The 26,959-nt window shown below is 60.5% G+C and carries 21 protein-coding genes; 15 read left to right on the forward strand and 6 right to left on the reverse strand.

Annotated elements, in window-relative coordinates:
- Positions 1–95: 95 nt before the first annotated feature.
- The gene (rlmKL, locus tag ACTNDJ_RS06100; RefSeq protein ID WP_441063886.1) at positions 96–2,663 is read right to left on the reverse strand and encodes a bifunctional 23S rRNA (guanine(2069)-N(7))-methyltransferase RlmK/23S rRNA (guanine(2445)-N(2))-methyltransferase RlmL; all 2,568 of its coding nucleotides are present in this window, start codon (positions 2,661–2,663) and stop codon (positions 96–98) included.
- Between the two features lie 75 nt (positions 2,664–2,738).
- Between rlmKL and ACTNDJ_RS06105 the strand changes: the two genes are divergently transcribed.
- Entirely contained in the window at positions 2,739–3,566 is an 828-nt protein-coding gene (locus ACTNDJ_RS06105) for an HAD-IIB family hydrolase (RefSeq protein ID WP_441063888.1), read from the forward strand.
- Between the two features lie 193 nt (positions 3,567–3,759).
- A complete protein-coding gene (locus tag ACTNDJ_RS06110) occupies positions 3,760–4,464 on the forward strand; it encodes a transaldolase (protein WP_441041423.1) in 705 nt (234 codons plus the stop codon).
- 224 nt (positions 4,465–4,688) lie between these two features.
- Here the strand turns inward: ACTNDJ_RS06110 and ACTNDJ_RS06115 are convergent, their stop codons facing one another.
- From ACTNDJ_RS06115 to ACTNDJ_RS06130, 4 genes are all read right to left on the reverse strand, one after another.
- The gene (locus tag ACTNDJ_RS06115; RefSeq protein WP_441063890.1) at positions 4,689–6,836 is read right to left on the reverse strand and encodes a Tex family protein; all 2,148 of its coding nucleotides are present in this window, start codon (positions 6,834–6,836) and stop codon (positions 4,689–4,691) included.
- 344 nt (positions 6,837–7,180) lie between these two features.
- The gene (locus ACTNDJ_RS06120; RefSeq protein WP_441063891.1) at positions 7,181–9,100 is read right to left on the reverse strand and encodes an ABC transporter ATP-binding protein; all 1,920 of its coding nucleotides are present in this window, start codon (positions 9,098–9,100) and stop codon (positions 7,181–7,183) included.
- Complete coding sequence (locus tag ACTNDJ_RS06125; RefSeq protein ID WP_441063892.1) at positions 9,093–10,907, reverse strand: ABC transporter ATP-binding protein; 1,815 nt, start codon at positions 10,905–10,907, stop codon at positions 9,093–9,095. Before ACTNDJ_RS06125 ends, ACTNDJ_RS06120 begins: the two co-directional genes overlap by 8 nt.
- Complete coding sequence (locus ACTNDJ_RS06130; RefSeq protein WP_441048921.1) at positions 10,900–11,406, reverse strand: MarR family winged helix-turn-helix transcriptional regulator; 507 nt, start codon at positions 11,404–11,406, stop codon at positions 10,900–10,902. The genes ACTNDJ_RS06125 and ACTNDJ_RS06130 overlap by 8 nt, the downstream gene beginning before the upstream one ends.
- Before the next feature lie 675 nt (positions 11,407–12,081).
- Between ACTNDJ_RS06130 and ACTNDJ_RS06135 the strand changes: the two genes are divergently transcribed.
- The 3 genes from ACTNDJ_RS06135 to ACTNDJ_RS06145 all read left to right on the forward strand — a co-directional run bounded on the left by ACTNDJ_RS06135 (position 12,082) and on the right by ACTNDJ_RS06145 (position 14,773).
- On the forward strand, positions 12,082–12,906 hold the full coding sequence (locus ACTNDJ_RS06135; RefSeq protein WP_441048922.1) for a PfkB family carbohydrate kinase: 825 nt from the start codon (positions 12,082–12,084) through the stop codon (positions 12,904–12,906).
- Complete coding sequence (locus tag ACTNDJ_RS06140) at positions 12,899–13,228, forward strand: TIGR04076 family protein (protein ID WP_441063893.1); 330 nt, start codon at positions 12,899–12,901, stop codon at positions 13,226–13,228. The genes ACTNDJ_RS06135 and ACTNDJ_RS06140 overlap by 8 nt, the downstream gene beginning before the upstream one ends.
- A 183-nt stretch (positions 13,229–13,411) precedes the next feature.
- On the forward strand, positions 13,412–14,773 hold the full coding sequence (locus ACTNDJ_RS06145; protein ID WP_432317693.1) for an ATP-binding protein: 1,362 nt from the start codon (positions 13,412–13,414) through the stop codon (positions 14,771–14,773).
- 154 nt (positions 14,774–14,927) lie between these two features.
- On the opposite strand, the gene ACTNDJ_RS06150 is transcribed toward ACTNDJ_RS06145, so the two are convergent.
- Positions 14,928–15,374 (reverse strand): low molecular weight protein-tyrosine-phosphatase, encoded by a 447-nt coding sequence (locus tag ACTNDJ_RS06150; protein ID WP_441083450.1) that lies wholly within the window; start codon positions 15,372–15,374, stop codon positions 14,928–14,930.
- Between the two features lie 614 nt (positions 15,375–15,988).
- Between ACTNDJ_RS06150 and ACTNDJ_RS06155 the strand changes: the two genes are divergently transcribed.
- The 10 genes from ACTNDJ_RS06155 to upp all read left to right on the forward strand — a co-directional run bounded on the left by ACTNDJ_RS06155 (position 15,989) and on the right by upp (position 26,737).
- Positions 15,989–16,534, forward strand: coding sequence for an anion permease (locus ACTNDJ_RS06155; RefSeq protein ID WP_441083451.1), 546 nt, complete (start codon positions 15,989–15,991; stop codon positions 16,532–16,534).
- The gene (locus tag ACTNDJ_RS06160; RefSeq protein ID WP_441083452.1) at positions 16,531–16,716 is read left to right on the forward strand and encodes a hypothetical protein; all 186 of its coding nucleotides are present in this window, start codon (positions 16,531–16,533) and stop codon (positions 16,714–16,716) included. The genes ACTNDJ_RS06155 and ACTNDJ_RS06160 overlap by 4 nt, the downstream gene beginning before the upstream one ends.
- A 98-nt stretch (positions 16,717–16,814) precedes the next feature.
- Positions 16,815–18,131 carry an ATP-binding protein gene (locus tag ACTNDJ_RS06165; RefSeq protein WP_441083453.1) on the forward strand — a complete coding sequence of 439 codons (1,317 nt, stop codon included), beginning with the start codon at positions 16,815–16,817 and terminating at the stop codon, positions 18,129–18,131.
- 125 nt (positions 18,132–18,256) lie between these two features.
- Positions 18,257–19,123 (forward strand): hypothetical protein, encoded by an 867-nt coding sequence (locus tag ACTNDJ_RS06170; protein WP_441063896.1) that lies wholly within the window; start codon positions 18,257–18,259, stop codon positions 19,121–19,123.
- 114 nt (positions 19,124–19,237) lie between these two features.
- Positions 19,238–20,131, forward strand: coding sequence for an aldose 1-epimerase family protein (locus tag ACTNDJ_RS06175; RefSeq protein WP_441063898.1), 894 nt, complete (start codon positions 19,238–19,240; stop codon positions 20,129–20,131).
- Between the two features lie 388 nt (positions 20,132–20,519).
- On the forward strand, positions 20,520–21,587 hold the full coding sequence (gene prfA, locus ACTNDJ_RS06180) for a peptide chain release factor 1 (RefSeq protein ID WP_154518366.1): 1,068 nt from the start codon (positions 20,520–20,522) through the stop codon (positions 21,585–21,587).
- 630 nt (positions 21,588–22,217) lie between these two features.
- Positions 22,218–23,468 (forward strand): N5-glutamine methyltransferase family protein, encoded by a 1,251-nt coding sequence (locus ACTNDJ_RS06185; protein ID WP_441063899.1) that lies wholly within the window; start codon positions 22,218–22,220, stop codon positions 23,466–23,468.
- A 201-nt stretch (positions 23,469–23,669) separates the two neighbouring features.
- Complete coding sequence (locus tag ACTNDJ_RS06190; protein ID WP_441063901.1) at positions 23,670–24,473, forward strand: L-threonylcarbamoyladenylate synthase; 804 nt, start codon at positions 23,670–23,672, stop codon at positions 24,471–24,473.
- Positions 24,427–25,968: a glycerol kinase GlpK gene (gene glpK / locus ACTNDJ_RS06195; protein ID WP_154518372.1), complete on the forward strand. Its 1,542-nt coding sequence runs from the start codon at positions 24,427–24,429 to the stop codon at positions 25,966–25,968. Before ACTNDJ_RS06190 ends, glpK begins: the two co-directional genes overlap by 47 nt.
- Before the next feature lie 121 nt (positions 25,969–26,089).
- Positions 26,090–26,737 carry a uracil phosphoribosyltransferase gene (upp, locus tag ACTNDJ_RS06200; RefSeq protein WP_040359658.1) on the forward strand — a complete coding sequence of 216 codons (648 nt, stop codon included), beginning with the start codon at positions 26,090–26,092 and terminating at the stop codon, positions 26,735–26,737.
- Positions 26,738–26,959: the final 222 nt, after the last annotated feature.

A 26,959-nucleotide genomic window follows, 5' to 3' on the forward strand; every position in this document is an offset into this window, starting at 1 on the left:
ATCGCCAACCACCATCCCAATATGAGTTGCGGTGAAATACGGTCTAAATTTGCCTAATTCCAGGCAAAACAGTCCGTATTCCACCGCAACTTGGTTTATCTGCCCTTGGGCTTGCTGGCGTATAACTTCTTCTTTTTGGGCTTGCCGGCGCAGGCAGGCTTGCCGTCGCCGCGCGACCCTCGGTCTCCGGCCTGCCCGTGCGCGGGCGCCGTTGCGCGGGGCTTGCGGGCCTCGGGGTTGCGCAGCTCTTCGGTTCGCTCTGCAATCTCCTCGGCGCTAAAGCCGACTTCGGCCATGGCGTCCTCGATGGGCAGGCGGCGCACGATATAGCAATGGTGCACCTTCTGGTTGCGCGCAAAGTCCTCGGGGATGGTCTGCGCCGTAATGTCCTCTAGCACGACGCCCGCGCGCGCGAGCTTGCGCGTCTCGGGACGGAAGCCGCGCAGGTTGCAGCTAAAGATGGCGTGGCCGCCCTGTGCGAGCAGGCGCGATACGCCGGCCAAAAGCTCAACATGGTCGCGCTGGACGTCCCAGGTGCGGCGGCCCATCTTTGATGAGTTCGAAAACGTGGGCGGATCGACAAAAATCAGGTCCCAGCGGTTGCGCGTCTGGCGCTGGACGCGAATCCAGGCAAGCACGTCGTCGCGCACAAAATGATGCTGCGGACCAACAAAGCCGTTCTGGCGCATATTGCGCTCGGCCCAGTCCAGGTAGGTGTTGGAGAGGTCGACCGTCACAGTTTCCTCGACGCCGCCGTCTGCCGCATAGCAGGTAGCGGTGCCGGTATAGGCGAACAGGTTGAGAAAGCGCCGCGCCTGCTTGGCGTGCTCGCGCACCAGGTTGCGGGTGACGCGGTGATCCAAGAAGATGCCGACGTCCAGGTAGTCGTCAAAGTTGACGGCAAAGGTAAGGCCGCCCTCCTCGATGAGCGGCAGACGACGGTGTGCGATATTGGCGCGCTCGCCCGAGCCGCCCTTGCCGGCGCCCTGCTTGCCGTACTGCGAGCCGCCGCGCGAACGCATGCGGGCCTTGGCGTGCACGTGCTCGGCGGGAACATCTAGGATGCGCGGCGCGATGGCCAGAATGTCGAGCATGCGGGCCTGGGCAAGCGCGGGATCGATGGTCTTGGGCGCGGCGTATTCGGCGATGACGAGCCAGCGGCCCGGCGTCTGCGGGCAGCCCTCGTATAGATCGATGGCGGCGGAGTAATCGGGCAGGTCGGCATCGTAGACGCGGTAGCAGCTCACGCCCTCGCGCTTTGCCCACTTGCGGCGCAGACGGGCGTTCTTGCGCAAGCGGTTGGCGAACTGCTCGGACTCGGGGATGAGCACGGGCAGCGGCTTGCCGTCGCCCAGGTCGAGTTTGGCGGCAGGTTCGGGCATGGGGGTGCTGGCGGCTTTGTCGTTGACTTCGTTGGTATCCGCAACCTCGGCCTCGGCATCTGCGCTGGTCGCAGCCTCAAACGCTGCGGCGGCGTGGTCGAGCGACGGCCAGACTTCGACGGTCGCCTCCTCGTTGTTGGGCATGACGGCGATCGAGCGCTCGGGCTCGGCGTGGAGCGAGCGGGCCAGCAATCCATCGCGGGTGAGCGCGGCGACCGGCGCCGCGGCAAGCTCGGGCGCGCGGCGCAGCTCGCCGACCAGCGTCATGGCGTCGTGCATGAGCGAAAGCGGTGTCTCGGTGGTGTCTGCGACCACGGCGGCACCGGCGACAGCGCCTGCATGGTCCAGCACGGTGGCTGGCTTGGCAGCGCAAAAGTCGACAAAACGCTTGTAGCCGGCGCACTTGACCATGCGCTCGGCAGTCTTGCGGGCAGCGGGGTCAATGTCCACGGCGACGATGCGCGCCTGGCGCTCGCGCGCCGCCGCCTCGCGCTCGCGTGCCTCGGCAAGCAGCTGCTCCCACAGGGCGGCGTCGTGCGGCTGCCAGCCCTCAAAGCCCCAGCGCTCGCGTGCAGCGCCCGGGGCGCGGTCGGTCAGAATGTTCACGGCTTCCAGCAGCAGACCGCCGCCGGCGCACGAGGCGTCGATCAGCGTGGGCAGGGCTTCGTTCTCGTAATCGTCGGCCGTCAACTTGCGCTCGCATAGTGCGGTCCAGCCGACCTGCGCCAGCACCAGGGCGGCGTAGTCGGGGCGCAGCACGTGCGCGCCCTCGCCGGCGCGGGTCGCTGCGGGCGGCAGGCGTTTGAACAGCGGGTCGCCCGAAAGGTCCAGGCTTATGCTCGCGCGGCGCTGACGCAGCGAAAGCAGCAGGTGAACATCGGGATCGGCGGCATCGACATCGGCGCGACGGCCCGTGGTTTCGGCCAGGCGGTCGCACAATGCGTCCTTGGCGCGCAAGGCAGAGAAGCGTGTGTTGCGCAGCTGCTCGGTCACGCCGCGGGCGGTGATGGCGATGGTGGCGCCGGGACGGATGATGTTCTCCCAGGCGATGTCGTAAACGCTATCGTACAGCTCGTCGGCATCCTGCGCCTCAAAGCGCCCAAGAACCACGAACACGCGGCTCGCCAGGCGCGACCACAGACAGGCGCGGTAGCCTTCTTCGAGCTCGCCCTCAAACGTAGCGCGGCCCTTCAGCCGGCGGACATGCGAAAGCCCGAGGCGTTTAAGCTCATCGGCGAGTGCGGACTCAAAGCCCTCGGGGCAGCTTGCGTAAAATTCCATGGGTGACCTCTCTGGTTGCGTCGCTCCATTATATGATGGATGCTTCGTTTGCCCTTATCCCCGAAAGGAACCCATATGATTGATGCGTGCCCCGATTCCGCCGTGCTCTTTTTTGACGTGGACGGCACGCTGACGTCGTTCGATCCCGACGATATGACCGATAAGGACTTTTCGGCGGTTCGCCCCTCGCAGACGGTGGTTGAGGCGTTCCGTGCACTGCGCGATGCAGGGCACAAGGCATTTATCTGCACGGGTCGCCCCCTGTGGCTTATCGCCGATAGCCTGCGTGCGCTCGACCCCGCGGGCGTCGTGGCCATGGCAGGCGCCACGCTCGAGGTCGAGGGACGCGTGGTACACGAGGACTGCTTTGACGAGGACGTTATCGAGGAGCTTGCGCGCCGTATGGCCGCGGCAGGGATTGAGGCCTTTTTCGAGACCAACGTGGCTACTTTTGCCCTGGAGCCTGTGGGCGTTGAGCAGTCGTCTCTGATCGGCACTTCTGTGGTGCACAGCACCGAGGAAATGCGCGTCGACGGCAGTCTGCGCGTGGGCAAGGTATGCCTCAGTGTGCCCAGTTTGGCTCGCGTAGCCAACGATGACGGCTTTATCGATCGCGAGTTTGAGCTGTGCAACACCGGTGGTCAGAATCGCGAGCTGAGCCCCAAGGGCATTGACAAGGGCGTGGGCGTGGCGCGAGCGCTGGCGTATCTGGGCCGCGAAGGAAATGCGCGCACCTTTGGCTTTGGCGATTCGGGCAACGACCTGGGCATGCTCGCTGCGGTCGAGACGGCTGTCGCCATGGGCAACGCCATGCCCGAGGTCAAGGCGGTCGCCGACTACGTGACCGACGATGTCGCACACGACGGCACCGTCACAGCGATGCAGCATTTCGGCCTTATCTAATGAATCCCGCGTTCTGACGTTTGCTCAAACTGCGACTCTTTGCTTATGCATGCTCAATCGATTTATCAATCCAAACACTGAGGTGTTTATACCGTTCGCCGAGAAGATAAAAAACCGCAGTTCACGCCTTAATAAACGTAGGTAAAGTGTTTAGCAGTTTATCGGCCGTATGCAAACGAAAGGAATCAGGCAGATGGCAATCAAGGTGTTCGCTGACGGTGCAAACCTCGAGGGCATGCTCGACATGTACGAGAACGGCAACGTTCAGGGTTTCACGACCAACCCGTCCCTTATGAAGAAGGGTGGCGTGACGGATTACCGCGCGTTTGCCAAGGAGGTTCTGGCCCACATCACCGATGTGTCCGTCTCGTTTGAGGTCTTTGCCGACGACGTCGAGACCATGGAGGTCGAGGCCCGCGAGATTGCTACCTGGGCCGAGAACGTCTACGTCAAGATTCCATGCGTGACCACCAAGGGCGAGTCCACCTCCGAGCTGGTCCGCAAGCTTTCGGCCGATGGCATCAAGGTCAACGTCACCACTATCTTTACGCCTACGCAGGTCGATGAGATGGTCGAGGCCGTTGACGCCGAGACGCCGTCCATCATCTCGCTTTTTGCCGGCCGCATCGCCGATACCGGCGTCGATCCCATTCCGTTTATGACGGAGTCGGTCAAGAAGGCCGCCGCCAAGCCCAACTGCGAGGTCCTGTGGGCGTCCACGCGTGAGCTCATCAACATTTACCAGGCTGAGGCCTGCGGTTGCCAGATTATCACGGTGCCAAATAGCATCCTGGCCAAGCGCAAGAACATCGGCCGTGACCCGTACGAGGTTTCGCTCGATACCGTACGCGGTTTTGCCAAGGATATCGCCGCTTTGGGTTTCCATATTCTGCCCTAAGCAAGGGTACCCCCTGCAGCGACGTGCAAAATCGCGAGTTTTCAGCATGGTAAAGACTTTTACCATCTGGTTGAAGCGCGGAACGGCCCCCGTTTTGGCCCTAAAACGCCAAAACGGGGGCCGTTTTTGCTTTTATGGCCCTCTGAAGCGCCGCGGGGCTATCGGGAGATGCTGAATACTCGCAATTTTGCACGCCGCGAAGAGGGGGACGTCCGCTTTGGCGGCTATTTGCCCTGCACCATGGTGAGGGAGATTTTCTTGCGGTCGCGATCGACCTTTTCGACCCACACCTTGACCGTGTCGCCGACGCGCACCACGTCGCTGGGGTGCTTGACAAAGCGGTTGGCCAGCTTGGAGATATGCACGAGGCCGTCCTGGTGCACACCCACGTCGACGAAGGCGCCAAAGTCCACGACGTTGCGCACCGTGCCCTTGAGCTCCATGCCGGGTTCCAGGTCGTCGATGGAAAGTGCTGAGCGGCTAAAGACCACCTCGGGCGCGTCGTCGCGCGGGTCTCGGCCGGGCTTCTTGAGCTCGTTGACGATGTCGATGAGCGTGAGGATGCCGCAGTCCAGGTCGCTTGCCAGCGCCGAGATGCTGCCGATGCGTCGCTCGATGTCGGGCACGCCGCCGCGGCTGAGCTCGCTTGCCGCCACACCCGCACGCTCCAGGACGGCCGTGGCCACCTCGTAGCTTTCGGGGTGGACGCTCGTCGCATCGAGCGGGTTCTTACCGCCGCTGATGCGCAGGAAGCCCGCGGCGTTGAGATATGCCTTGGGCCCCAGCTTGGGGACCTTCTTAAGCTGGCGGCGATCGGTAAAGGCGCCGTTCTCCTCGCGGTAGGCCACGATGTTTTTGGCTACGCTCGGCGTGATGCCCGATACGTATCCCAGCAGGCTCGCACTTGCGGTGTTTACGTCGACGCCCACGCGGTTGACGACGTCCTCCACCACATGTCCCAGGGTGCGCGAAAGCTCGGCCTGGTCAAGGTCGTGCTGGTACTGGCCAACGCCGATGGACTGAGGCGGAATCTTGACGAGCTCTGCCAACGGGTCTTGCAGGCGGCGGCCCAGGCTCATGGCGCCACGCACGGTGACGTCCAGGTCGGGATATTCCTGACTGGCGAGCTCGGAGGCGGAGTACACCGATGCGCCGGCCTCGTTGACGATGGTGTATCGCAGTCCAGGCGCCTGCTCGGCGATGAACTCCGAGACGACTTCTTCGGTCTCGCGGCTGGCGGTGCCGTTGCCGATGACAATGGTGTTGACGCCGTCCTTCTTGACGAGGCGGGCGAGCTCGCGCTTGGTGCCGGCGACGTCGTGGCGCGGCTTGGTGGGGTAGACCACGCCGTGGTCGAGTAGCTTGCCGGTCTCGTCCATGACGGCGACCTTGCAGCCGGTACGGTAGCCCGGATCGAGTGCGAGCACACGGGCGCCGTGTACGGGGCGTGCCGAGAGCAGGCCCTCGAGATTCTTGGCAAAGACGTTGATGGCCTCGGTCTGCGCGCGGGCGGTGAGCTTGGCGCGGGCCTCGCGCTCCAGCGAGGGGGCCATGAGGCGCTTGTAACCGTCGGCGATGGCGGCATCAAAGACGGGCGCAAACACGCCCTGGCGTCGGGGCCAACGGCTGCCGAGGCGTGCCGTGGCGGCAGTGCCGTCGACGTTCACGCGCACGCGGAGCTTGCCCTCGCGCTCACCGCGGTCGATAGCCAGCACGCGGTGGTTGGGAATACGGCGCAGCGGCTCGTCATAGCTGTAGTACGGCTCGTAGGGAGTCTTCTCGGTGGGGTCGGTGGCCTCGACGACGATGTCGGCGGTGTTCTGCGTAAAGGCGCGCAGGTCGGCGACGTTCTCGGGGTCCTCGGCCACCGTCTCGGCCACGATGTCCGCCGCGCCGGCAAGCGCCTTTTCGGGCGTGTCGAAGCCGGCCTCCTCGTTGACGTATGCCGCGGCGGCGTCGAGTGCGCTGCCCTTGGCCGAGGCCTGCATGATGATCATGTTGGCGAGCGGTTCAAGGCCTGCCTCGCGGGCCTTCTGCGCGCGAGTCATGCGCTTTTTGCGGTAGGGCTTGTAGAGGTCCTCGACACGCTGGAGCTGCGTGGCCTCGCGAATCTGCTGCTCGAGTTTGGGCGTGAGTTTGCCCTGGGCGTCGATGAGCAGGATGACGTCCTCTTTACGCTGCTCAAGATTGCGCAGGTAGGACAGGCGCTCGTCGAGTGCGCGCAGGGCGACGTCGTCCATGCCGCCCGTGGCTTCCTTGCGGTAGCGCGAAATAAAGGGGATGGTGTTGCCCTCGTCGATGAGCTTGACGGCTGCCTCGATGTTGGCGGCCTGAAGGTTGAGCTCGCGGGCGAGCTGGGCGATAAGATTCATGGGACTCCTTGCGTTTAAGGTGCGTTTGCAGCACAGGGCTACCAAGGATACCACCCGACGTTCTGCCAAAGCAGTCTTTTTGGGACGGGGCTTTTTTAGCTACGGGACTGCGGACGGGAGACGGTGGAGTCCCTCCTTACAAAACGAGGCCCTGGCCAAACGGCCAGGGCCTCACCACTTCTTTTCAGGCTGCGAGAAAAGACCGTGTGCGCAGGCGCTCCCCGAGGGAGACGGGGGTGTTTGCTCCGCGCGCAGTTTCGCAGCGAAGCGAGAATGTTTGAGCACGGAGTAAACACCCCGTCTCCCTCGGGGAGCTCCGTTGGGAGCGTAGGGGCTGTTTTGAGCTACTCCAGCTCAAACGCTCCGGTGTAGAGCTGGTAGTAATATCCGCGCTTGGCGATCAGCTCGTCGTGGTTGCCACGCTCGATGATGCGGCCGTGATCCAGGCAGATGATTGCGTCGGCGTTGCGCACGGTGGACAGGCGGTGCGCGATGACAAACGTCGTGCGGCCCTCCATGAGCTTATCCATGCCCGCTTGCACGATGGCCTCGGTGCGGGTATCGATGCTCGACGTGGCCTCGTCCAGAATCATTGCCGGCGGATCGGCGACGGCGGCGCGTGCGATCGAAATCAGCTGGCGCTGGCCCTGCGACAGCTGCGCGCCGTTGCCGGTGAGCATGGTGTCGTAGCCGTCGGGCAGGCGGGTGATAAAGTCGTCGGCGCCCGCGAGCTTGGCCGCCGCGATGCACTCCTCGTCGGTGGCGTCCAGGTTGCCGTAGCGGATGTTGTCCATCACAGTGCCGGTGAACAGGTTCACGTCCTGCAGCACCACGCCCAGCGAGCGACGCAGGTCGGACTTGCGAATCTTGTTGACGTTGATGCCGTCGTAGCGGATCTTGCCGTCGGCAATGTCGTAGAAGCGGTTGATGAGGTTGGTGATGGTCGTCTTACCGGCACCGGTGGCACCGACAAACGCGACCTTCTGGCCCGGCTTGGCATATACGGACACGCCGTGCAGCACCTCGTGGTCGGGCGTATAGCCAAAGTCCACGTTATCCATGACCAGGTCACCACGCAGCGGCACGTACTCGATCTCGCCGGTTGCACGGTGCGGGTGTTTCCATGCCCACATGCCGGTGTGGTGGTCGGCCTCCTCGAGCTGCCAGGTCTCGGGGTTGACCTGCGCGTTGACGAGCGTCACGTAGCCTTCGTCGGCCTCGGGCTCCTCGTCGATGAGCTCAAAGATGCGGTCGGCGCCGGCGAGACCCATGACCACGGCGTTGATCTGCTGAGAGATCTGACCGATCTGTCCGCAGAACTGCTTGGTCATGTTGAGGAACGGCACCACGACGGCGATGGACAGCGTCATGCCCGAGATGCTCAGGTTGGGCACGCCCAGCGCCAGGAAAATGCCGCCCGCCAGCGCGACCAGCACGTAGAGCAGGTTGCCCAGGTTCATAAGGATGGGCATGAGGATGTTGGCGTACATGTTGGCCTTTTGCGAGACCTCGAAGAGCTTTTCGTTGCGCTCGTCAAAATCGGCCTCGGCGGCAGACTCGTGGCAGAATGCCTTGACGACCTTCTGGCCGTTCATGACTTCCTCGATATGGCCCTCGACCACGCCGAGCTCGGTCTGCTGCGCAATAAAGAAGCGCGCGGAGTTGGAGCCGAGCAGCTTGGTCATAAAGGTCATAAAGGCGACGCCGGCAATAATCACCAGACACATCCACACGCTGTAGTACAGCATGATAAAGAACACCGTGACGATGACGATGGTCGTCATGAGCAGGTTGGGCAGCGACTGGCTGATCATCTGGCGCAGCGTGTCGATGTCGTTGGTGTAGTGGCTCATGATGTCGCCGCGCTGGTGCGTGTCGAAGTATCGGATCGGTAGGTCCTGCATGCGGTTGAACATCTTCTCGCGCAGCTTTTCCAACGAGCCCTGCGTGATGATGGCCATGGTGCGGTTCCAGAACAGCGAGGACAGGATGCCGACGCCGTAGATGCAGGCGAGGGTGGTCACGAGCTGCGCGATCTTGGGCTGTGCGGCTTCCCAATCGCCCGACTGCCACGATTCGCTAATAATCTGCAGGGCGCTCTGAAGGAAGGTCGCGCCGATGGAGTTGATGACGGCGCAGAGCACCACGCCGGCGACGACGAGGGGCAAAAGCACGGGGTAGAAGCCAAAGAGCGTCTTGATGAGGCGCGACATGGTGCCGCTCTTGCGGTTGAGCGCGCGCTCGGCGGTGGTTGCCTTACTCATGTGCCTCGCCTCCTTCCTGGTTCTGGGCTTGCGTTGCGGATGCCTCGGTGTCGGTCTCGACGGCCCCTTCGCCCTCGGCAGACATCCTGTTTTGCGAGGTAAAGGTCTCGCGGTAGATCTCGCTCGTCTTGAGCAGCTCGTCATGGTTGCCGATCTGAGCGATGCGGCCGCCCTCCATGACGATGATGCGGTCGGCGTCCTGCACGGAGCTGATGCGCTGGGCGATGATGAGCTTGGTCGTGTTGGGCAGGTAGCTCGCCAGGCCCTCGCGGATCTTGGCGTCGGTCTTGGTGTCGACGGCGCTCGTGGAGTCGTCCAGGATCAAGATCTTGGGGCGACGCAGCAGGGCACGCGCAATGCACAGGCGCTGCTTCTGACCGCCGGAAACATTGGAGCCGCCCTGCTCGATCCAGGTGTCGTAGCCCTTGGGGAAGCCGTCGACAAACTCATCGGCGCAGGCCAGATGTGCCGCCTCGCGAACCTCTTCGTCGGTGGCGTTCGGGTCGCCCCAGCGCAGATTCTCGGCGATGGTGCCGCTAAACAGCACGTTTTTCTGCAGCACCATGGCGACCTGGTGGCGCAGCGCGTCCAGGTCGTAGTCGCGCACATCCACGCCGCCCACGCGCACGGTGCCTTCGGTGGCGTCGTACAGGCGGGCGATGAGGTTTACAAGCGTGGACTTGGCCGAGCCGGTACCGCCGATGATGCCGATGGTCTCGCCGCTCGTAATGTGCAGGTCGATATCGTCGAGCGCCTGGCGCTTCGCATGCGCGGAATACTTAAAGCTCACGTGGTCAAAGTCGATGGAGCCGTCGGCAACCTCGCGTACGGGCACGGCGGGATCGGCGATCGTGGGCTCGGCGGCCAGCACCTCGGTAATGCGGTGCGCCGATTCGTCGGCCATAGTTACCATGACAAAGATCATCGACAGCTGCATCAGGCTCATAAGGATCTGGAAGCCATAGGTAAAGATCGAGGAGAGCTGGCCCACGTCGAACAGCGTGCCCTGGCTCGTGATGATGAGCTTGGAGCCCAGGTAGATGATGACGACAAACGCGCCGTTGACGCAGATGTTCATCATGGGGTTGTTAAAGGCGAGCAGCTTCTCGGCGCGGGTGAAGTCCATCTGGACGTCGCGTGCGGCGGTCGCGAACTTCTCCTTCTCAAAGTCTTCGCGCACATAGCTCTTGACCACGCGCATGCCGGTGACGTTTTCCTCGACGGACTCGTTAAGGGCGTCATACTTGTGGAACACACGCGAGAAGATGGGGCGCACCTTAAAGATGATAAAGAACAGCCCAAAGCCCAGCAGCGGAATGATAACCAGGTAGACCATGGCAACGCTGCCGCCCATGATAAACGCCATGGTAAAGGCGAAGATCAATACCAGCGGCGCGCGCACGGCGATACGGATGATCATCATAAAGGCCTGCTGCACGTTGTTGATATCGGTGGTCAGGCGCGTGACGAGCGAGGAGGTCGAGAACTCATCGATGTTGGCAAAGCTGAACGTCTGGATCTTGTAGAACAGGTCGTGACGCAGGTTCTTGGCGAACCCGCAGCTCGCATGGCTGCAGGTGACGCCGGCAGCGGCGCCAAAGGCAAGCGACGTCAGCGCGATGAGCACCAAAAAGCCCGCGGTGGGAAGCATCTCGGCTACGGTGGCGCCGTCTTTGATGGCGTCGATTAGGTTGGCGGTGATAAATGGAATCAGCATCTCGCAGAGCACCTCGCCAAGCACGAGCAACGGCGTGGCAACGGTGACTTTCATATAGTCGCGGATGCTGCCCATGAGGGTTTTAATCATCCAGTTCCTCCCAGGTTTTGCGGATTTTATCGAGCATTTCGGCGAGCTGCTCGCGCTCGTCGTGGGTAAGCGCGCTAAAGGCCCGTTCTCTAAAGCGGATGCGGGCCGCCTGGTCGATGCGGGCGTTTTCCCGGCCGGTTTCGGTCAGGCGAATGGTGAGTTGCCGTCGATCCTTGGGGTTACGGCTGCGCTCAATGAGGCCGTTGAGCTCGAGCTTGGACAGGATCTCGGAAAGCGACCCCGGCTTGAGGCCGAAGTGCATGCCGAGTTCCTGCTGCGACATCTCGCCGCCGGGCTGCTTGGCCAGTAGGCAGATGATGGGCGCCTTGCCGGACACGCCTCCGCCATGAAAATGCATGTAATGGCCGCAAAAGCCCAGGTTATTGAGGATGCGCTTGGCAAGCTTGTCTTCCGAGCTAACCGCTTCGGGTACATCCGCCGGCTGTGACGGGTCGCCGCCGGGCTCGTGCGAACAAAGGCTAAGAGGTTCATCGCACATAAATTAGTGCTGCTCCTTTCTTTAGTTAGGTAGTGGAATTGTTTTGTGCCTAACCAATTTAGGAGCGTGAGAAATCAATGTCAAGGTACCAAACTTATAGTTACGGCGTTTTGCCAAACGCCGTAACGGCTCGACGCTGCAAACCCGCCAGAGCGGCAATCTGCCTTTCAACTTCGGCGGCATGACCAGAAGGTCAATGCCGCCTCGTTTCAAGGCACCTTGCTCACTCTGGCGGGTTTTCGCTGACTTCGCCAAAACATCGGCGTTGCCCTTGTTGGGATAGTCGTTGGGGACGTTCTTGTTTGACTAGTCGTTTAAGAACGTCCCCAACGACTAACTTAAAAACTATGCCGGATTACGGGGCTGAATGACGGATTGCCGACCATGCCGAAATTGGTAAAAAGAAAACCGCAGGTAGAAGGTTCGCTATGATTTGAAAATAAGGGGTGTGGTTGGCTCATTCAGGTTCAGCCCCGTAATCCGGCATAGTTTTGAAATGGCACTGAATAAGTGGCGGCAAATGAGCCGCAATGAAGCAAGCTAGCCCCTCGTTTCCGAAACCTTTCCGCAACAATTTGCCCTTCGTGCCGCTCGACTCCGCTCGCAACGTCCCCTGCGCTACACTTAGTCGCACTGTGGCGCTGCCGCGCTGCGCCCGAAACAAGGGAGACTCTCATGAAGAACACTCAGCTGTTGCTGATCAACGATATGTGCGGCTACGGCAAGGTCGCGCTTTCCGCCATGCTGCCGGTGCTGTCGCACATGGGTTACCGTATCCACAATCTGCCGACGGCACTTGTGTCCGATACGCTCAACTATCCCAAGTTCTACATCCACGACACCACGGAGTACGTGCGTCAGAGTCTTGCCATCTGGGAAGAACTCGGCTTTGAGTTCGACGCCATCTCGACCGGCTTTATCGTGACCGAGGAAGAGACGCGCATCATCTCGGACTTTTGTCACCGCCGTGCGCAAAAGGGCACTAAGGTGTTCGTCGATCCCATCATGGGCGACAACGGCAAGCTCTATGCGGGCGTGCCCGAGTCCACGATTGGCCTTATGCGGCACCTGCTGGAGTGCGCAGACTACGCGGTGCCCAACTACACCGAGGCGTGCCTGCTTGCCGATAGGCCTATTGCCGAGCAAATTACGCCCGAAGAGGCCCGCGCCCTTGTGGACGCCGTGCGCGAGCTGGGTGCCAAGTCGGTGGTCATTACGAGCACCGTGGTCAATGGCACGAACGCGGTTATCGGTTACGACCATGTGGCGGGGGAGTACTTTACGATTCCCTTTGAGCTTATTCCGGTCTATTTCCCGGGCACGGGCGATACGTTCTCGGCAGTGCTCGTCGGCCGCGTTATGGCAGGTTGGAGTCTGCAGCGCGCGACGTCCGATGCCATGCGTGTGGTGGCCGAGCTTATCGAGCGCAATGCCGACCAAGAGGACAAGTCGGCCGGTCTTCCCATCGAGGCCTGCCTGGATGTGATTGACCATGAGTAATGCTGGCGAGGGCGGCATCAAGCCTGCGGGCGAGAACAAGCCGCTCGGTGCGCCGCGGGGCAAGCGTCCGCGTATCCGCGTGAGCTGCGTGGACCAGCTGGGGACGTGCTGCTGCCACCATGGTCACAAACCGGGCGACGTCTTCGACTTCGACCGCGATCGCGGCAAGATGTGCGCCATGGCCTGTCACGTTGGCTTTCCCTATATCGACATTCTGCGCTATGGCGGAACTGTGCCCGGCAACGAGCCCGGCACGGCAAAGTTCTGCTGCCCCGAGGTCGATACGCTGAACGTCTGGCTTGCCGAGATCGTCGACGAGTAGTTGAGCGCAATGTGGCAAAGGGACAGTCCATTTGCCGCATTCGCCGGTGGTGCCCCTTCTTTTTTGCTTATAATCTCAAATCTCTGCATTTCATCAGATTTTAGGTTCTAAAAATTCTGCGTTTCATCGATAATTAAGCGTATAAAACTTTGCATTTCATTTGATGACACTGAGGGGGAGCCTATGCTGCGCAGGAAAATAGCGGCAGAGCTGGAGCGTTGGCTGAAGTCTTCCGAGCAAAAGGCCTTGTTCATTACGGGTTCTCGCCAGATTGGCAAAAGCTATTCGATTCGCGCATTTGGCAAAGCCAACCATGCAACCTACATCGAGCTTAACCTCATGGAAAACCGCCAGGCAAAAGATGCTCTTCTCGAGGCGCGGGATGCCGATGATTTCATCAGCAGGGTGACGCTTCTTTCGGGAAAGTCGATTGCGCCAGGCAAAACACTCGTGTTTATCGATGAGGTCCAAGAGGCCCCCGACATCATGACGATGGCAAAGTTCCTTGTTGAGGACGGGAGGTGCCGTTGGGCGTTTTCGGGGTCAATGCTCGGGACTCAGTTCAAGGGCGTCAGGTCCTATCCCGTGGGGTATGTCCACGAGCTTAGGATGTTCCCGCTCGATTTTGAGGAGTTTTGCTGGGCAATCGGGGTGAGCGAGGGGGCTCGCCAAACGATACGTGACGCGTGTATCAGCGAGAGGCCCATTCCTGATTACATTCATGACGCGATGATGGCAAACTTCAGGACCTATACCGTTGTCGGCGGAATGCCGGAGGTCGTGCAGCGTTTCCTTGACACGCAGGGCGACCTTGCCTCTGTTCGTCAGCTACAGTCAGAGCTCAATGAACAGTACCGGCGGGATATCTCCAAGTATGCAAGCGGGCGAGCCCTTCAGGTGCAGAGCATCTACGATCAGCTCCCTATTATGCTCGAGGGCGAAAACAAGCGCTTCGTGCTCAATTCCATTGACCCCAAGGCTCACTACGAGAAGTATCAGCGAGATTTTGTATGGCTTGTCGATGCCGGCGTTGCTCTCAAAGCCGATATCGTAACCGAGCCAAAATCGCCCCTGCTCAAGACGGCACGGCCATCGCAGTTCAAGCTCTATCAATCGGATACGGGTATGTTGATGGCGCGCTATCCCGTTGGAGTCGCCCAAGCGGCGTATCTTGATAGCAAGGAGCCCAACCTGGGCGGCATTTACGAAAACGTGGTGGCCCAGCAGCTGGCTGCCCAAAATCGCCAGCTTTACTACTATCAGACAAAAAAGCGCGGTGAAGTGGACTTTGTGGTCGATGGACCGGATGGGACGGCTGTTCCGATCGAGGTTAAATCGGGCTCCTATTACCACGCGCACGCAGCGCTCGGTCATGTGCTTGATACGGCTGAATATGGCGTAAGGCTCGGGATTGTTTTCTCGAGAGGCAACGTTGAGCGCAACGGAGCAGTTCTCTATTTGCCGCTATATGCGACCTGGGCCCTTTCGGATGTTTTGGGCGACTCCTGCGCCGAGGGGATAAAGCTGGAGGTCAAACCGGTCTAGGGCTAGTCCATTTGCCACATTCATGAGCGTGGGTTTTCTCCCGTTTAGAGCGCACTTGAACGCTCAAAGTGGGAGAAAACCCACGATCATTTTTCATGTGGAAGATTATCCGCGCTTGTTTCGCGCCGAAGGCGTGGCCCGCGACCTCGCTTGCCTACAGCTGCTCGAGCATGGCCGTGCAGCCGGCGAGCACGTCGCGGTACGTGGCATCGAAATTGCCGGTGTACCAGGGATCGGCCACGTCGCCGGGGCGCTCGGTCCAATCGAGCAAGCGCGTAATCTTGCCGTCGGGGTCGTCGCCAAAGATGCGACGCAGGCCACGCGCGTTCTCGTCGTCCATATAGACGATGTGGTCCCAGTCGCCATACTCCGAGCGGCGCACCTGGCGTGCGCGGTGGGCAACGACGGGAATCCCGACTTCGCGCAGCTTGGCAACGGTGCCGTGGTGTGGCGGGTTGCCAAGCTCCTCGGTCGAGGTCGCGGCGGAATCGATGACAAACTCCGCCTCGCGCCCAGCGCGGCGCACGAGCTCGGTAAACACCGACTCGGCCATCGTCGAGCGGCAGATGTTGCCGTGGCAGATAAACAGTACGCGTTGCATAGGGCGATACCTTTCATATAGAAGGCTGCTAAAGAGTCGAAGCCGGGCGCATGCCAAGTTTTATTTCTTGGCCAGTTTGAAGTAGCGCTCAAATATCAATTCGAAAACGTAATAGAACATCAATCGACTGTCGAGGTCCATGCTGCCCAAGCGGATTTCTTTTTGCACGGTGTAGATAGGGTAGTCAGCTAGTTTCGAGAGGGAATTTCGAGAAAAGCAAGTGCTTGAAGCATGACACCGAGAACAGGCACATGAGCAGCGCCAAGCTAATGTGACAAAGAGGCAGTCCCTTTGTCGCAGGCTGCGCTTGCCTGTATAGTCGCAATACAGGCGAAGATGGTCTCAGGTACATCGCGGGCGACAGGGGATCCCATGGGGACAGTCCCGTTGCCACATCCAAACCGTCACAACAATCGGCGAAAATCTCGAAAACGAGGAAAAGCGTCGAATGTTGTGACGGTTTTTGTCCAGGAGATCGCTCCCCATCCAAAAAAATCCGCTTGACTGTATTGCCGCAACACAGCGCAACGTAAGGGGTGTCCGATAACGGGCGCCCCTTTTTAACCGGCAACGTGGCTGCGAATCCGGAGCGCCCCAACAAGAAAGGTGGGGAGATGGGAGCGGAAAAGAAGGCGTTTAAGATCACCATGCGCGAAATTGGCTTTGTGCTGGGTATCGTTGTCTTTTTGCCGGTGAAGTTTCTTCCTTTGGCGGAGTTGAGCTCGACGGTCGAGCTCACGGTCGGCGGTCAGACCTGTCTGGCGCTGACGCTCGCCACGGTGGTGTTCTGGGCATGTGGCGTGGCACAGCCGGGCTTTGTGGGCCTACTCTACTGCGCGCTGCTCGTTCTGTTCAAGGTGTGCGTGGACGACACGGGCGCCGCGAGCATCTCGGCGACGGTCGCCTCCACGTTTAGCCCGTGGACCAAGGCCACCATGTGGCTCGTCATCGGCTCCTACCTCATTGCCAGCGCGGTCAAGGAGTCGGGCCTGGGCGAGCGCATCGCCTATGCGTTCATGCTCAAGTTCGTGCGCGACGCCAAGTCGCTCATCATCTCGATCTTCGCGCTCACCTTTGTGCTGTCGCTGCTGATCCCGCATCCGTTCCCCCGCGCCTTCCTCGTCCTCGCCGTCGTCTCGGTTATCGCCGAGTCCGCATGAGCCGCTGGGGCATGCCGTACGAGCCCGAGGGCATTCGTGCCATTGTGGCCTGCATGGACAGACGCGCGCTCCAGCCCATCGGCAATGCCTTTGACTTTTGCTACTTGGACACCACGAGCTACGACGAGTCTCACCAAGAGGACTTCTGCTGCATCCAAATCCCCGTCGCCCTCCAGATGTGACAAAGGGGCAGTCCGTTTGTCACATTCCATGCCTTATAAACTTGCAAAAAATGCAAGTTTATAAGATTTCATGTCTGGTCGGGCGCTAGGGAGACTCTATGGATATCGTTCGCCGAAGCCGTTATCTTGATCGACTCATTGCTTTTCAGGATACCGACCTCATCAAAATCGTGACGGGCATACGCCGTTGTGGCAAATCAACGTTATTGGACATGATGAGGGACTATCTGGCGCAACAGGGGGTGCCAGCCGAGCGTTTGCTGACCTTTAAGATGGAATCTCTAGAGTACGCGGGAATTACGGATTATCTGACGTTTTATCGTATGGTTCGGGAGCGCATCGACGGCATCGATCATCCCTACCTGTTCTTTGACGAGCTCCAGAATGTCGAAGGTTGGGAAAAGGCGGTCAACTCGCTCCGAGTGGATTTGCCGTGCGATATCTATGTCACGGGCTCCAATGCCTTTTTGCTATCGAGCGAGCTCGCAACGCTTATCTCGGGCCGATATGTCGAGGTCAAGATGCAGCCTCTCACGTTTGGCGAATATCTTGATTTTCGCTCGATTGATGCGGTCGCCGCTGAAGGGCTTGGTGAGAGGGTCGAACTTGTTTCCAAGACGGGCGATCGCCTTAATTCAAATACCGTGCTTGAGCAGTACATAACCTATGGCGGCATGCCGTTTCTGGCCTATGATGAGCCGAGACGTGAGCTGTGTCGCGACTATATCCGTAGCCTCTACCAGACGATCGTCGCGCGCGATATCCTGTCGCGTGTGACGCGTAGGGGTCGCGGAGCTATCACCAAGCGCGATGTTCTCGAGCGGCTCTGTGCGTATCTGGCAGACAACATCTCCAACCAAACCTCGGTCAACAAAATCGTAGGGACGCTCAACGAATCAGCGGGCGGTAAGACCAACGCATCGACGGTGTCGGCATATATTGACGCTCTGGAAGAGACGTACCTGTTTACCAAAGTAAAAAGGTATGACATCAAGGGGCGGAAGCTTCTTAAGACAGGCGGTAAATATTACATAGCTGATACGGGAATTCGCAGCTATCTTGACGGATATAGAGGTAGCGATAGCGGAAGGATGCTCGAGAACGTCATCTACAACCAGCTTGTCTTTGAAGGATACGAAGTGTTTTGCGGCCATCTACGCGCAGGGGAAATCGACTTTGTCGCAATCGGCGAGGGATCAGACCGCAAATATATCCAGGTTACCGAACGGATCGATGCCGAGGCGACGAGGGAACGCGAGCTGCGACCGCTCAAGCTAAGCACGCTAGGAAAAATTCCTGATTCGTATGAGAAGATCCTGATTGTCAGGGATGGCGACCATCCAACGGACATCGATGGCATCAGAATCGTGGGGGCAGTCGACTTCTTGTTGAGAAATAAGATTACCCGCGGCTAAACGTAAACAGATCCGTTTCGATGCGACAAAGGAGCAGTTCTTTTCGCATTCCGTGCGAGCCCTCGTGCCGTCTGGGGGTATAAGGCTAGCAAGTGTTTATTTGCGAGGCCTAAGGGGCGCCCCGTATGGATATCGATAACTTTGAATGGTGGTATAGCGAGGGCGAGGTTCCGGACGAGGAGTGGGACGAGCCCGCGCCGCATGACGTGTCGAGCGACGAGGACGAGAGCGGCGACGATGCCGTCGAGACGGACGCCGCTTCCGACTCGGCCGAACCCCTAACCTTTGAACAGGCCTGGGCCCAGGCTGAGGCCGACGAGGCAAAGGCCGACGCCACGGCCACACTGGGTGAGCCGGCCGACATGTCCATCTCGCCGGCAAGGACCCCACAGCCGCGTCACACTATCGACCCCGACAGCACGGCATCCTTTAGCATTCTCGACGTGCCCGCGCAGGGCGCCCAGGCGCCTGCGCCCACGCATCGCCCCGATCTGGCTCGCGAGGAAGGCGCGGGCCGGCGCTCTCCGCTCGGCCCCATCCTCATCGCCTTCATGGCCGGCGTTATCGCCTGCTCGGCAATCGGCAGCGTTTGGAGCCATGTTGAGCGGCAGCGCCAAGACGCCGCCAAGGTCGAGATCTCCGTCGAACAATCGCTCAACCGTACGCGCTCGGTGCATGTGTCGGTCGAGGTCAAGGACGGCGCGACGTGGGATACCGCGCGCGGCGACAGCCAGATGCTCATTCATATCGTGGGCCGTACGCTCAAGGGACAAGCGATCGACGAGCACCAATACGTCAATTCCGAAGGTGACGGTATCGAGCTCAAGCCCGGCGACTACGAACTTACGGTCGATGAGCCACCTGTCGCCACCGACGGCACGCGTTTTCGTGCCTCGAAAAGAATGGTTCCCGCGAGCTTTAACTCGCGGGCGCCCGATACGGTCGACACCACCTCGCAGGGCGGGTTTGACCTTTACGTGGATACCCAGTAGGCGCTCGCCGCCCATTTCCGCTATGGCTACTCAATAATCGCCTGCCGTCCCGTCCCGCCGCCAAGAGTGGGACAATAGTTCTCGACACTATTGTTTACTTTTGGAGGAAGTAGCATGTCTACCGTCACTACCATCAGGCGCGGCGGCCTCACCGCGGCCATCGATTCCATGGGCGCCCAGCTCACGAGCCTTGCCCTCAACGGCAACGAGTATCTGTGGCAGGGCGATCCCGCTTTTTGGGGCAAGCATGCGCCCGTCCTGTTCCCCATTGTGGGCTCGCTGCGCAACAACACGGCGACGTCTGCGGCCGGCAGCTGCGAGATGGCGCGCCACGGCATCGCGCGTATCGTGGAGCACAAGCTGGTCGAGGTGTCGGAGGACGGTTCGTCCGTCACCTACGAGATCACCGATACGCCCGAGTCGCTCAAGGCCTTCCCGTTCCACTTTAAGCTCAACATGACCTATGCCCTGACTGGCGACGCCACTCTTACGCAGACCTTTGCCGTCACCAACACCGGCGACGTGGACCTGCCGTTTTCGGTGGGCGGCCACCCCGCATTTAACGTGCCCGTTCCCGGTGCCGAGGACGAGGCGTTCGAGGATTACGAGCTGGCGTTTACCGAGGCTTGGACTAACGAGGCGCCCATCATCACGCCCGATGGCCTTATGACGTTCGAGGGAAGCTACAAGGCTCCCGATAACTCGGACGTGCTGCCCATCACACACCGTAGCTTCGACAACGACGCCATTATGTTCACCGATACCCCGGGCTCCACGCTCACGCTGCGCAGTCGCAAGTCGGGCCACGGCGTCAAGATTGACTTTGAGGGCTTTAAGTACATTGGCGTGTGGTCTGCCGCCAACGACGCCCCGTTCGTGGCGCTCGAGCCTTGGACCGGACATACCACCATGGACACCGAGGACGACGTCTTCGAGCACAAGGTCAACACCATCACCTTGGCTCCCGGCGCCACCGACAAGCGCGCCTTCGAGGTTACGCTGCTCTAGAGGTTCCGCCGTTCTAACGAACGGCGGACCGGTCGACGCTGCGCGCCACCCAGAGCGACAATTTGTCATTCAAAAGGCAAGGCATGACCAGAAGGTCTATGCCTTGCCTTTTTCATGCCAACTTGTTCGCTCTGGGTGGCGCTCGCTGGCATTGCCGAATCATCGACGTCCCCAACGACTGCGTCCACTCATTCCGTGCGGGTTATATGCAGGTTTGCCTGCGCACGCTATCATATATGGGTTAGACCGCAACTATGTACCCTATACGCGAAGGGATGCGCATGTATCTGAAAATCGACATGTTCTAGCTGGGCTTACCCCGCAACGGCGCCATGCGCCCCATCAATTCCGCCGATTTTCACCTTCACGCATATAAAGGAGTTCCGCCATGCGCGACAAGCTCGAAAAGATCATCAAGGCCTACGAGGAGCTCGAGAAGAAGCTTTCCGACCCGGCCGTCGCCTCCGACATCAAGGAGTTCACGCGTCTCAACAAGGAGTACGCGCACCAGTCCGACCTCATTGCCGCTGCGCGCGAGTACATCGGCGCGCTCGACGACATCGAGGCTGCCAAAGAAATGCTCCGTGACACTACCGATGCCGACGAGAAGGAGATGCTCCAGATGGACATCTCCGAGAACGAGGACAAGCTTCCCCAGCTCGAGGAAGACATCAAGTACATGCTCATCCCGAGTGACCCCAATGACGACAAGAACACCATCGTCGAGATCCGCTCCGCCGCAGGTGGCGACGAGGCGGCCATTTTCGCCGGTGACCTGTACAAGATGTACCAACGCTTCTGCGAGTCGCGTGGCTGGAAGACCACCGTGCTCGACTCCAGCCCCAGCGAGGCCGGCGGTTTTAAGTCCATCGAGTTCAAGGTCGAGGGCGACCGTGTCTACTCCGTCATGAAGTTCGAGTCCGGCGTGCACCGTGTCCAGCGCGTTCCCAAGACCGAGTCCCAGGGCCGCATCCAGACCTCCACGGCAACTGTCGCCGTGCTTCCCGAGGCCGAGGAGATCGACGTTCAGATCAACCAGTCCGACCTGCGCATCGATACCTACTGTGCCTCCGGTCCTGGCGGTCAGTGCGTTAACACCACCTACTCCGCCGTGCGCATTACCCACCTGCCCACCAATACCGTGGTGCAGTCGCAGGAGCAGCGTTCCCAGATTCAAAACCGCGAGGTCTGCATGCAGATGCTGCGTGCCCGTCTGTACGAGATGGAACTCGAGAAGCAGCAGGCCGAGCTCGGCGCCGAGCGCCAGAGCCAGATTGGCCACGGAAACCGTTCCGAGAAGATCCGTACTTACAACCAGCCCCAGGACCGCGTGACCGACCACCGTATCGGTTTCAACTCCACCTACAACGGCGTCCTTCTGGGCGACCAACTCGGTGCCGTCATCGAGGCGCTTGCCGCCGCCGAGCGTGCCGAGAAGCTGGCACAGGCCGTGTAGTAGGTTCCGCCGTTCTACCGAACGGCGGACCGGCCGACGCTGCGCGGGCCGCACCTGTACAATCTGACGTTCAACTTCAAGGGCGCGACCAGAAGGTCAGCGCCCTTTCGTTCCACGTCACCTTGTCTCAAATGCGACCCGCTCGCTGTCCGTCCTCTACCTGCGGCGGGTAGTCATTGGGGACTTATGCTCAACCTGCGGCGCCTAGAGGTAGTCATTGGGGACGTTCTTAAATGACTAGGTTGGGTAAATCACTTTTCGAGTTTATTTAATCTACTTTGTTGGAAATTAAGCTGCCTGCCTGCTTAAAGTAATTAACAATCTTCATCTGCTATTGAAAATATTGCTCGAAAAATCGTCCAAGAAGTCGCGGGGCCCTTTTTGGTGCGTCGCACGTCAAGTGATTTGGCAAGTTCTTGGTTAGATATTGGCCAGTTTTGGGGCAACCTTGCCAAAAGCTTGACGAATGCAAATCTAGACGTCGGCGAATGAACACTTTGAGCGAGCCCGGTGCAAAATTCTGGGCTGATTCTCGATAATCGCTTCCAATCGTCTCTCGCCGCGTGCCGCCCTCGCGTACAATCTGCTCCGACATTCGCGCGCCGCCCGGCGCTTAAGAGGGGAGGACCCATGGCAAACGAGATCTGGACCATCAGGCGTTGTCTCGAGTGGACCAAGGAGTACCTAGCCGAGCGCGGCGAAGAGCACCCCCGTCTTTCTGCCGAGTGGCTGTTGTGCGCAGCCACGGGCCTAGCGCGCATCGACTTATATATGCGTATGGACGACACGCTCGATGCAGCGCAGCTCGAGACCATGCACGCGGCGGTTGTCCGTCGCGCCAAGGGCGAGCCGCTGCAGTACATCACCGGCAGCACGCAGTTCCGCATGATCGACGTCGCGTGCGCCCCCGGCGTGCTCATTCCACGTCCCGAGACCGAGATGCTCGTCGAGGAAGTCCTCAATTATCTGGATGCCGAGGTTCTGAGCCCCGAGGCTGCCACCCGCCAGCGCGTAGAGTTGCCATGGAACGACGAGGTCGAGCAGGCGCGTAAAGCCGAAGTCGCATTGGCTGACGAACGCGCGACTGCCGAGCGCCGTGCCGCCAACCTCACGGCTGCCGATGAGGCGGCGTTGGGCGGAGACGTGCTGGGCAGCCGAGCTTATGCCGAGGAGCTGGCCGATCGTGAGGCCGAGGAAGCCGCCGCGCAGGCAGCTGAGGCCGAGACCGCGGAAGTCGCTGAGCCCGAGCTCGACGAATACGGCATTGCCATCGAAGGCGTCGAACAAGAGACGGCCCTAGTGCAGGATGCCGCCGCGTCTGTGCCTGCCGACCCCCGCATTGCCCGCGTTCTCGAGGTCGGCTGCGGCACAGGCTGCATTTCGCTCTCCCTTGCTTGGGAGCGTCGCGGCCATGTCGCCTGCACCGCTACCGATATCGAGCCGCGCGCCATCGACCTGGCCGCCAAAAACCGCGATGCACTCGGGCTGACGTCCGATGAGGTCGCCTTCAGCCTCACGAACCTGGTGAGCTCTATCCCCCGCGAGGAGTGGGGCACCTTCGACGTGCTCGTTTCCAACCCGCCTTATATCCCGACTGACGTCATGCGCTCGCTGCCGCACGAGGTCAAGGACTTTGAGCCCGATTTGGCGCTCGAGGGCGGAGCCGATGGCCTTGATATCTTCCGCCGCCTGCTCAATGCGGCGCCCTATATGCTGCGCGCCGGCGGCCTGTTTGCCTGCGAGCTCTATGAGGGCGCCCTCGACGCCGCGGCCGAGCTCTGCCGCCAGGCGGGTCTTTCGGACGTACGCATCGTCCGTGACCTCACCGATCGTCCCCGCATCGTTCGAGCTATCGTCACCGAGCCCAAACAACGTCAGTAAAGTACGAAGCGTATTGGCGGCGGGAGCGCTGCGCCGGAAATGTAAAGAGGCTTGTCACGGCTTAATTACCCCTCACTTTCACCGACTGCTATAGCCGCTCACCAAACCAACATGCGCTGTGGACAAATAGGTTAAACGTTTCGTGCGAGAATGCCCCTCAGTAAACAAACTTTCACCAGAGCGTAAGGGGCTGGCATACACATGCAGACGGTCTATCGGGTATTCGAGGGAGCGCGCGAGCCGCATCGGCTCGCCGTCGAGCGTACGGCCGAGGTGCTCGGCCGTGGCGGCCTGGCCCTGATCCCAACCGAGACCGTCTATGGCGTCGCTGTGGCAGTCAACGCCTTCTCGGACGCCGTGCCCCAAGATACAAGCGAATCTCTGCCGTGGCCGCGCGATCCGCAGGCTACCGTCAACGGCGCCGCGGTGCCCGCGCTCGGTACCGGCTACCGCCGCATCTTTACCCTCAAGCAGCGCGAGCTCACCCAAACGGTTGCCTGGCTGGTCGATGATGCCGAGGCCCTCGACCGCTACGGCGTGGATATCCCAGAAGAGGCACGCATACTTGCCCGACGATGCTGGCCGGGTGCCCTGACTATTGTGGTCAAGGCGGCTCCCTGCGTGCCGACCTTTATGCGTGCCGCCGACGACACGGTGGCTCTTCGCGCGTCGGCCTCGCCCGTGGTACAGGCGCTCATTCGCACCTGTGGCAGCCCACTTGCCTGTACGAGCGGCAATACACACGGCGCGCCCGCGCCGGCAAGCTTTGCCGACGTTGAAGACCGCATTCTAGAAGGGGTCGACGTGGCCGTCGACGCGGGCGAGACGCCGTGCCGCGACGCTTCGACCATCGTGTCGTTCCAGCACGGCGGGCTCCAGATCCTGCGCCAAGGCGCACTTCCCGCGTCAGAGATTGAGCGGGTCCTGTCCGACCCGATGCAACAGAAAGGTGTAAGCGATGTCGTTGAATCTGGGCAGCCTGGGCATGGAAGATGCCTCGTTTGACTTTGGCGGTTCCTACATCATGGCGCTCGACTGCGGCACCACCTCGGTACTTGCGACCATCGTTGACGAGTACGGCTGCATTGTCGCCCAAGCGCGCCGCAGCGTCAAAACCAGCTTCCCGCGTCCCGGCTGGGTGGAGCAAGACCCCATGGCGGTCCTTGCCAGCCAGATTGCGGTCATGATGGAGGTTCAGTTTAAGAGCGGGATTCATTCCGATCGCATCGCCGCCATCGGTATCTCCAATCAGCGTGAGACCACGGTGGTCTGGGACCGCGTGAGCGGCCAGCCCATCTATAACGCCATCGTATGGCAGTGCCGTCGCACTGCGTCTCTGATCGATAATTTGGTTGAGCAGGGCGCAGAAGAGCTGGTGCGCTCCCGCACGGGGCTTACGCTCGACCCGTATTTCTCGGCCTCCAAGGTGCAGTGGATTCTCGACAACGTCGACGGCGCACGCGAGAGCGCGGCGGCGGGCGACCTCATGTTTGGCACCATCGACACCTGGCTCATCTACAACCTCACCGGCAGCCAGGTCTTTGCCACCGACTACACCAATGCCAGCCGCACGGCACTCTTTAATATCCATACGCTCGATTGGGACGACGACCTGCTGGCGCTCTTTGACGTTCCGCGTTCCATGATGCCCGAGGTTCGCTGGAGCTCGGGCGACTACGGCCGCGTCGCGAGCGACATCATGACCAACATGCCACCCATCATGGGCGTGGCGGGCGACCAGCAGGCGTCGCTGTTCGGCCACTGCTGTTTCCATCCCGGCCAGACCAAAAACACCTATGGCACTGGTTGCTTTATGCTCATGAACACCGGCGACGAGGTCGTCGAATCCAAGAACGGTCTGGTCTCCACCATCGGTATCGCCGCGGACGGGAAGATCAGCTATGCACTCGAGGGTTCCATCTTTGCCGCCGGCTCCACCATGAACTGGCTTCGCAACAACATGGGCATCATCTCGAGCGTGAGCGAGTCTGCACAACTCGCCGCTTCGATTAACGACAACGAGGGCTGCTACTTCGTTCCCGCCTTTGCGGGTTTGGGCGCTCCCTGGTGGGACCCGCGTGCCCGCGGTATCGTGTGCGGTCTGACCGGCGCCTCGAGCCGTGCGACCATCGTACGTGCCGCCTGCGAATCCATGGCATATCAGAGCTACGACGTGCTGCGCGCCATGGAGCAGGACGTGGGGCTTTCGATCGAACGCCTGTCTGTCGATGGCGGCGCGTCGCGCAACGAGTTCATCATGCAATTCCAGGCCGACCTGCTGGATATCCCCGTGCTGCAATGCGAGACGGTGGAGACCACGGCAATCGGTGCCGCGTACTTGGCGGGCCTTGCCGTCGGCTATTGGGAAGACCTGGAAGAGCTGGAGCAAAATGCCCAGATCGTTAGGACCTTCCTTCCCCACATGTCCGCCGAGCGCCGCGAGCAAAACCTTGCGGGCTGGCGCGATGCGGTCAAGCGCTCGCTCAGTACCGCACAGTAGGGCTGCGATGGGATGCTCGATACAACAAACCGCTAAACTGATGCATGGCGTGCAGCGGCAACATTGCTGCGCGCCTTGTCAGCAAGGCCATTTTGTGGCCGCAACGAAAGGGGAAAGACCCATGACCGTTACCTACGATGCGTCCCGTGTGACGCTTGTCGATCATCCGCTCGTCCAGCACAAGCTGTCGATCCTGCGCGACAAAAACACCGGCACCAATCAGTTCCGCCAGCTCGTGCGCGAACTCGCGCTTTTTGACGGCTACGAGGCCATGCGCGACCTGCCTATGGAAGACGTCGAGGTCGAGACCCCCATCACTACCGCCACGTTCAAACAGCTCGCCGGCAAGAAACTCGCCATCGTGCCCATCCTGCGTGCGGGCCTTGGCATGGTCGACGGCATCCTCGACCTGGTGCCCTCCGCTCGCGTGGGACACATCGGTATGGAGCGCGACGAGGTTACTCACGAACCGCATGAGTATTACTGCAAAATGCCCAAGGATATCGACCAGCGCATCTGCCTGGTTGTCGACCCCATGCTCGCCACGGGCGGTTCGGCCGAGATGGCCATCAGCTACCTGCGCGAGCGCGGTGTCAAGGACATCCGCATGCTGTGCATCGTCGCGGCCCCCGAGGGCCTCAAGTCGCTGACCGAGAAAGACCCAGATGTGCATATCTATACCTGCGCCATCGACGACCATCTCAACGAGGCTGCCTACATCGTTCCTGGCCTCGGCGACGCCGGCGACCGCATCTACGGCACGCTCTAGTCGCTGGGCATGGGCAGCTGCACGTGCCCATTCGTGCATGATTGGTGCGTGCGGGTGTACGAGTGACGCCTGCACGCATATTTATGAGTGTCGTCGCAGCCACCGAGGGCCCAAAACGCGCTATACCGTAGGTACGGTATAAAGAGTGTCTTAAGAAAATGTACAGTTGTGTATTAACTTACGTTTTCCCACTTGTCATCGCGTATTCGGTTCGTACAATAG

The sequence above is a fragment of the Collinsella sp. HCP3S3_D1 genome (assembly GCF_052064015.1).
GTDB lineage: Bacteria > Actinomycetota > Coriobacteriia > Coriobacteriales > Coriobacteriaceae > Collinsella.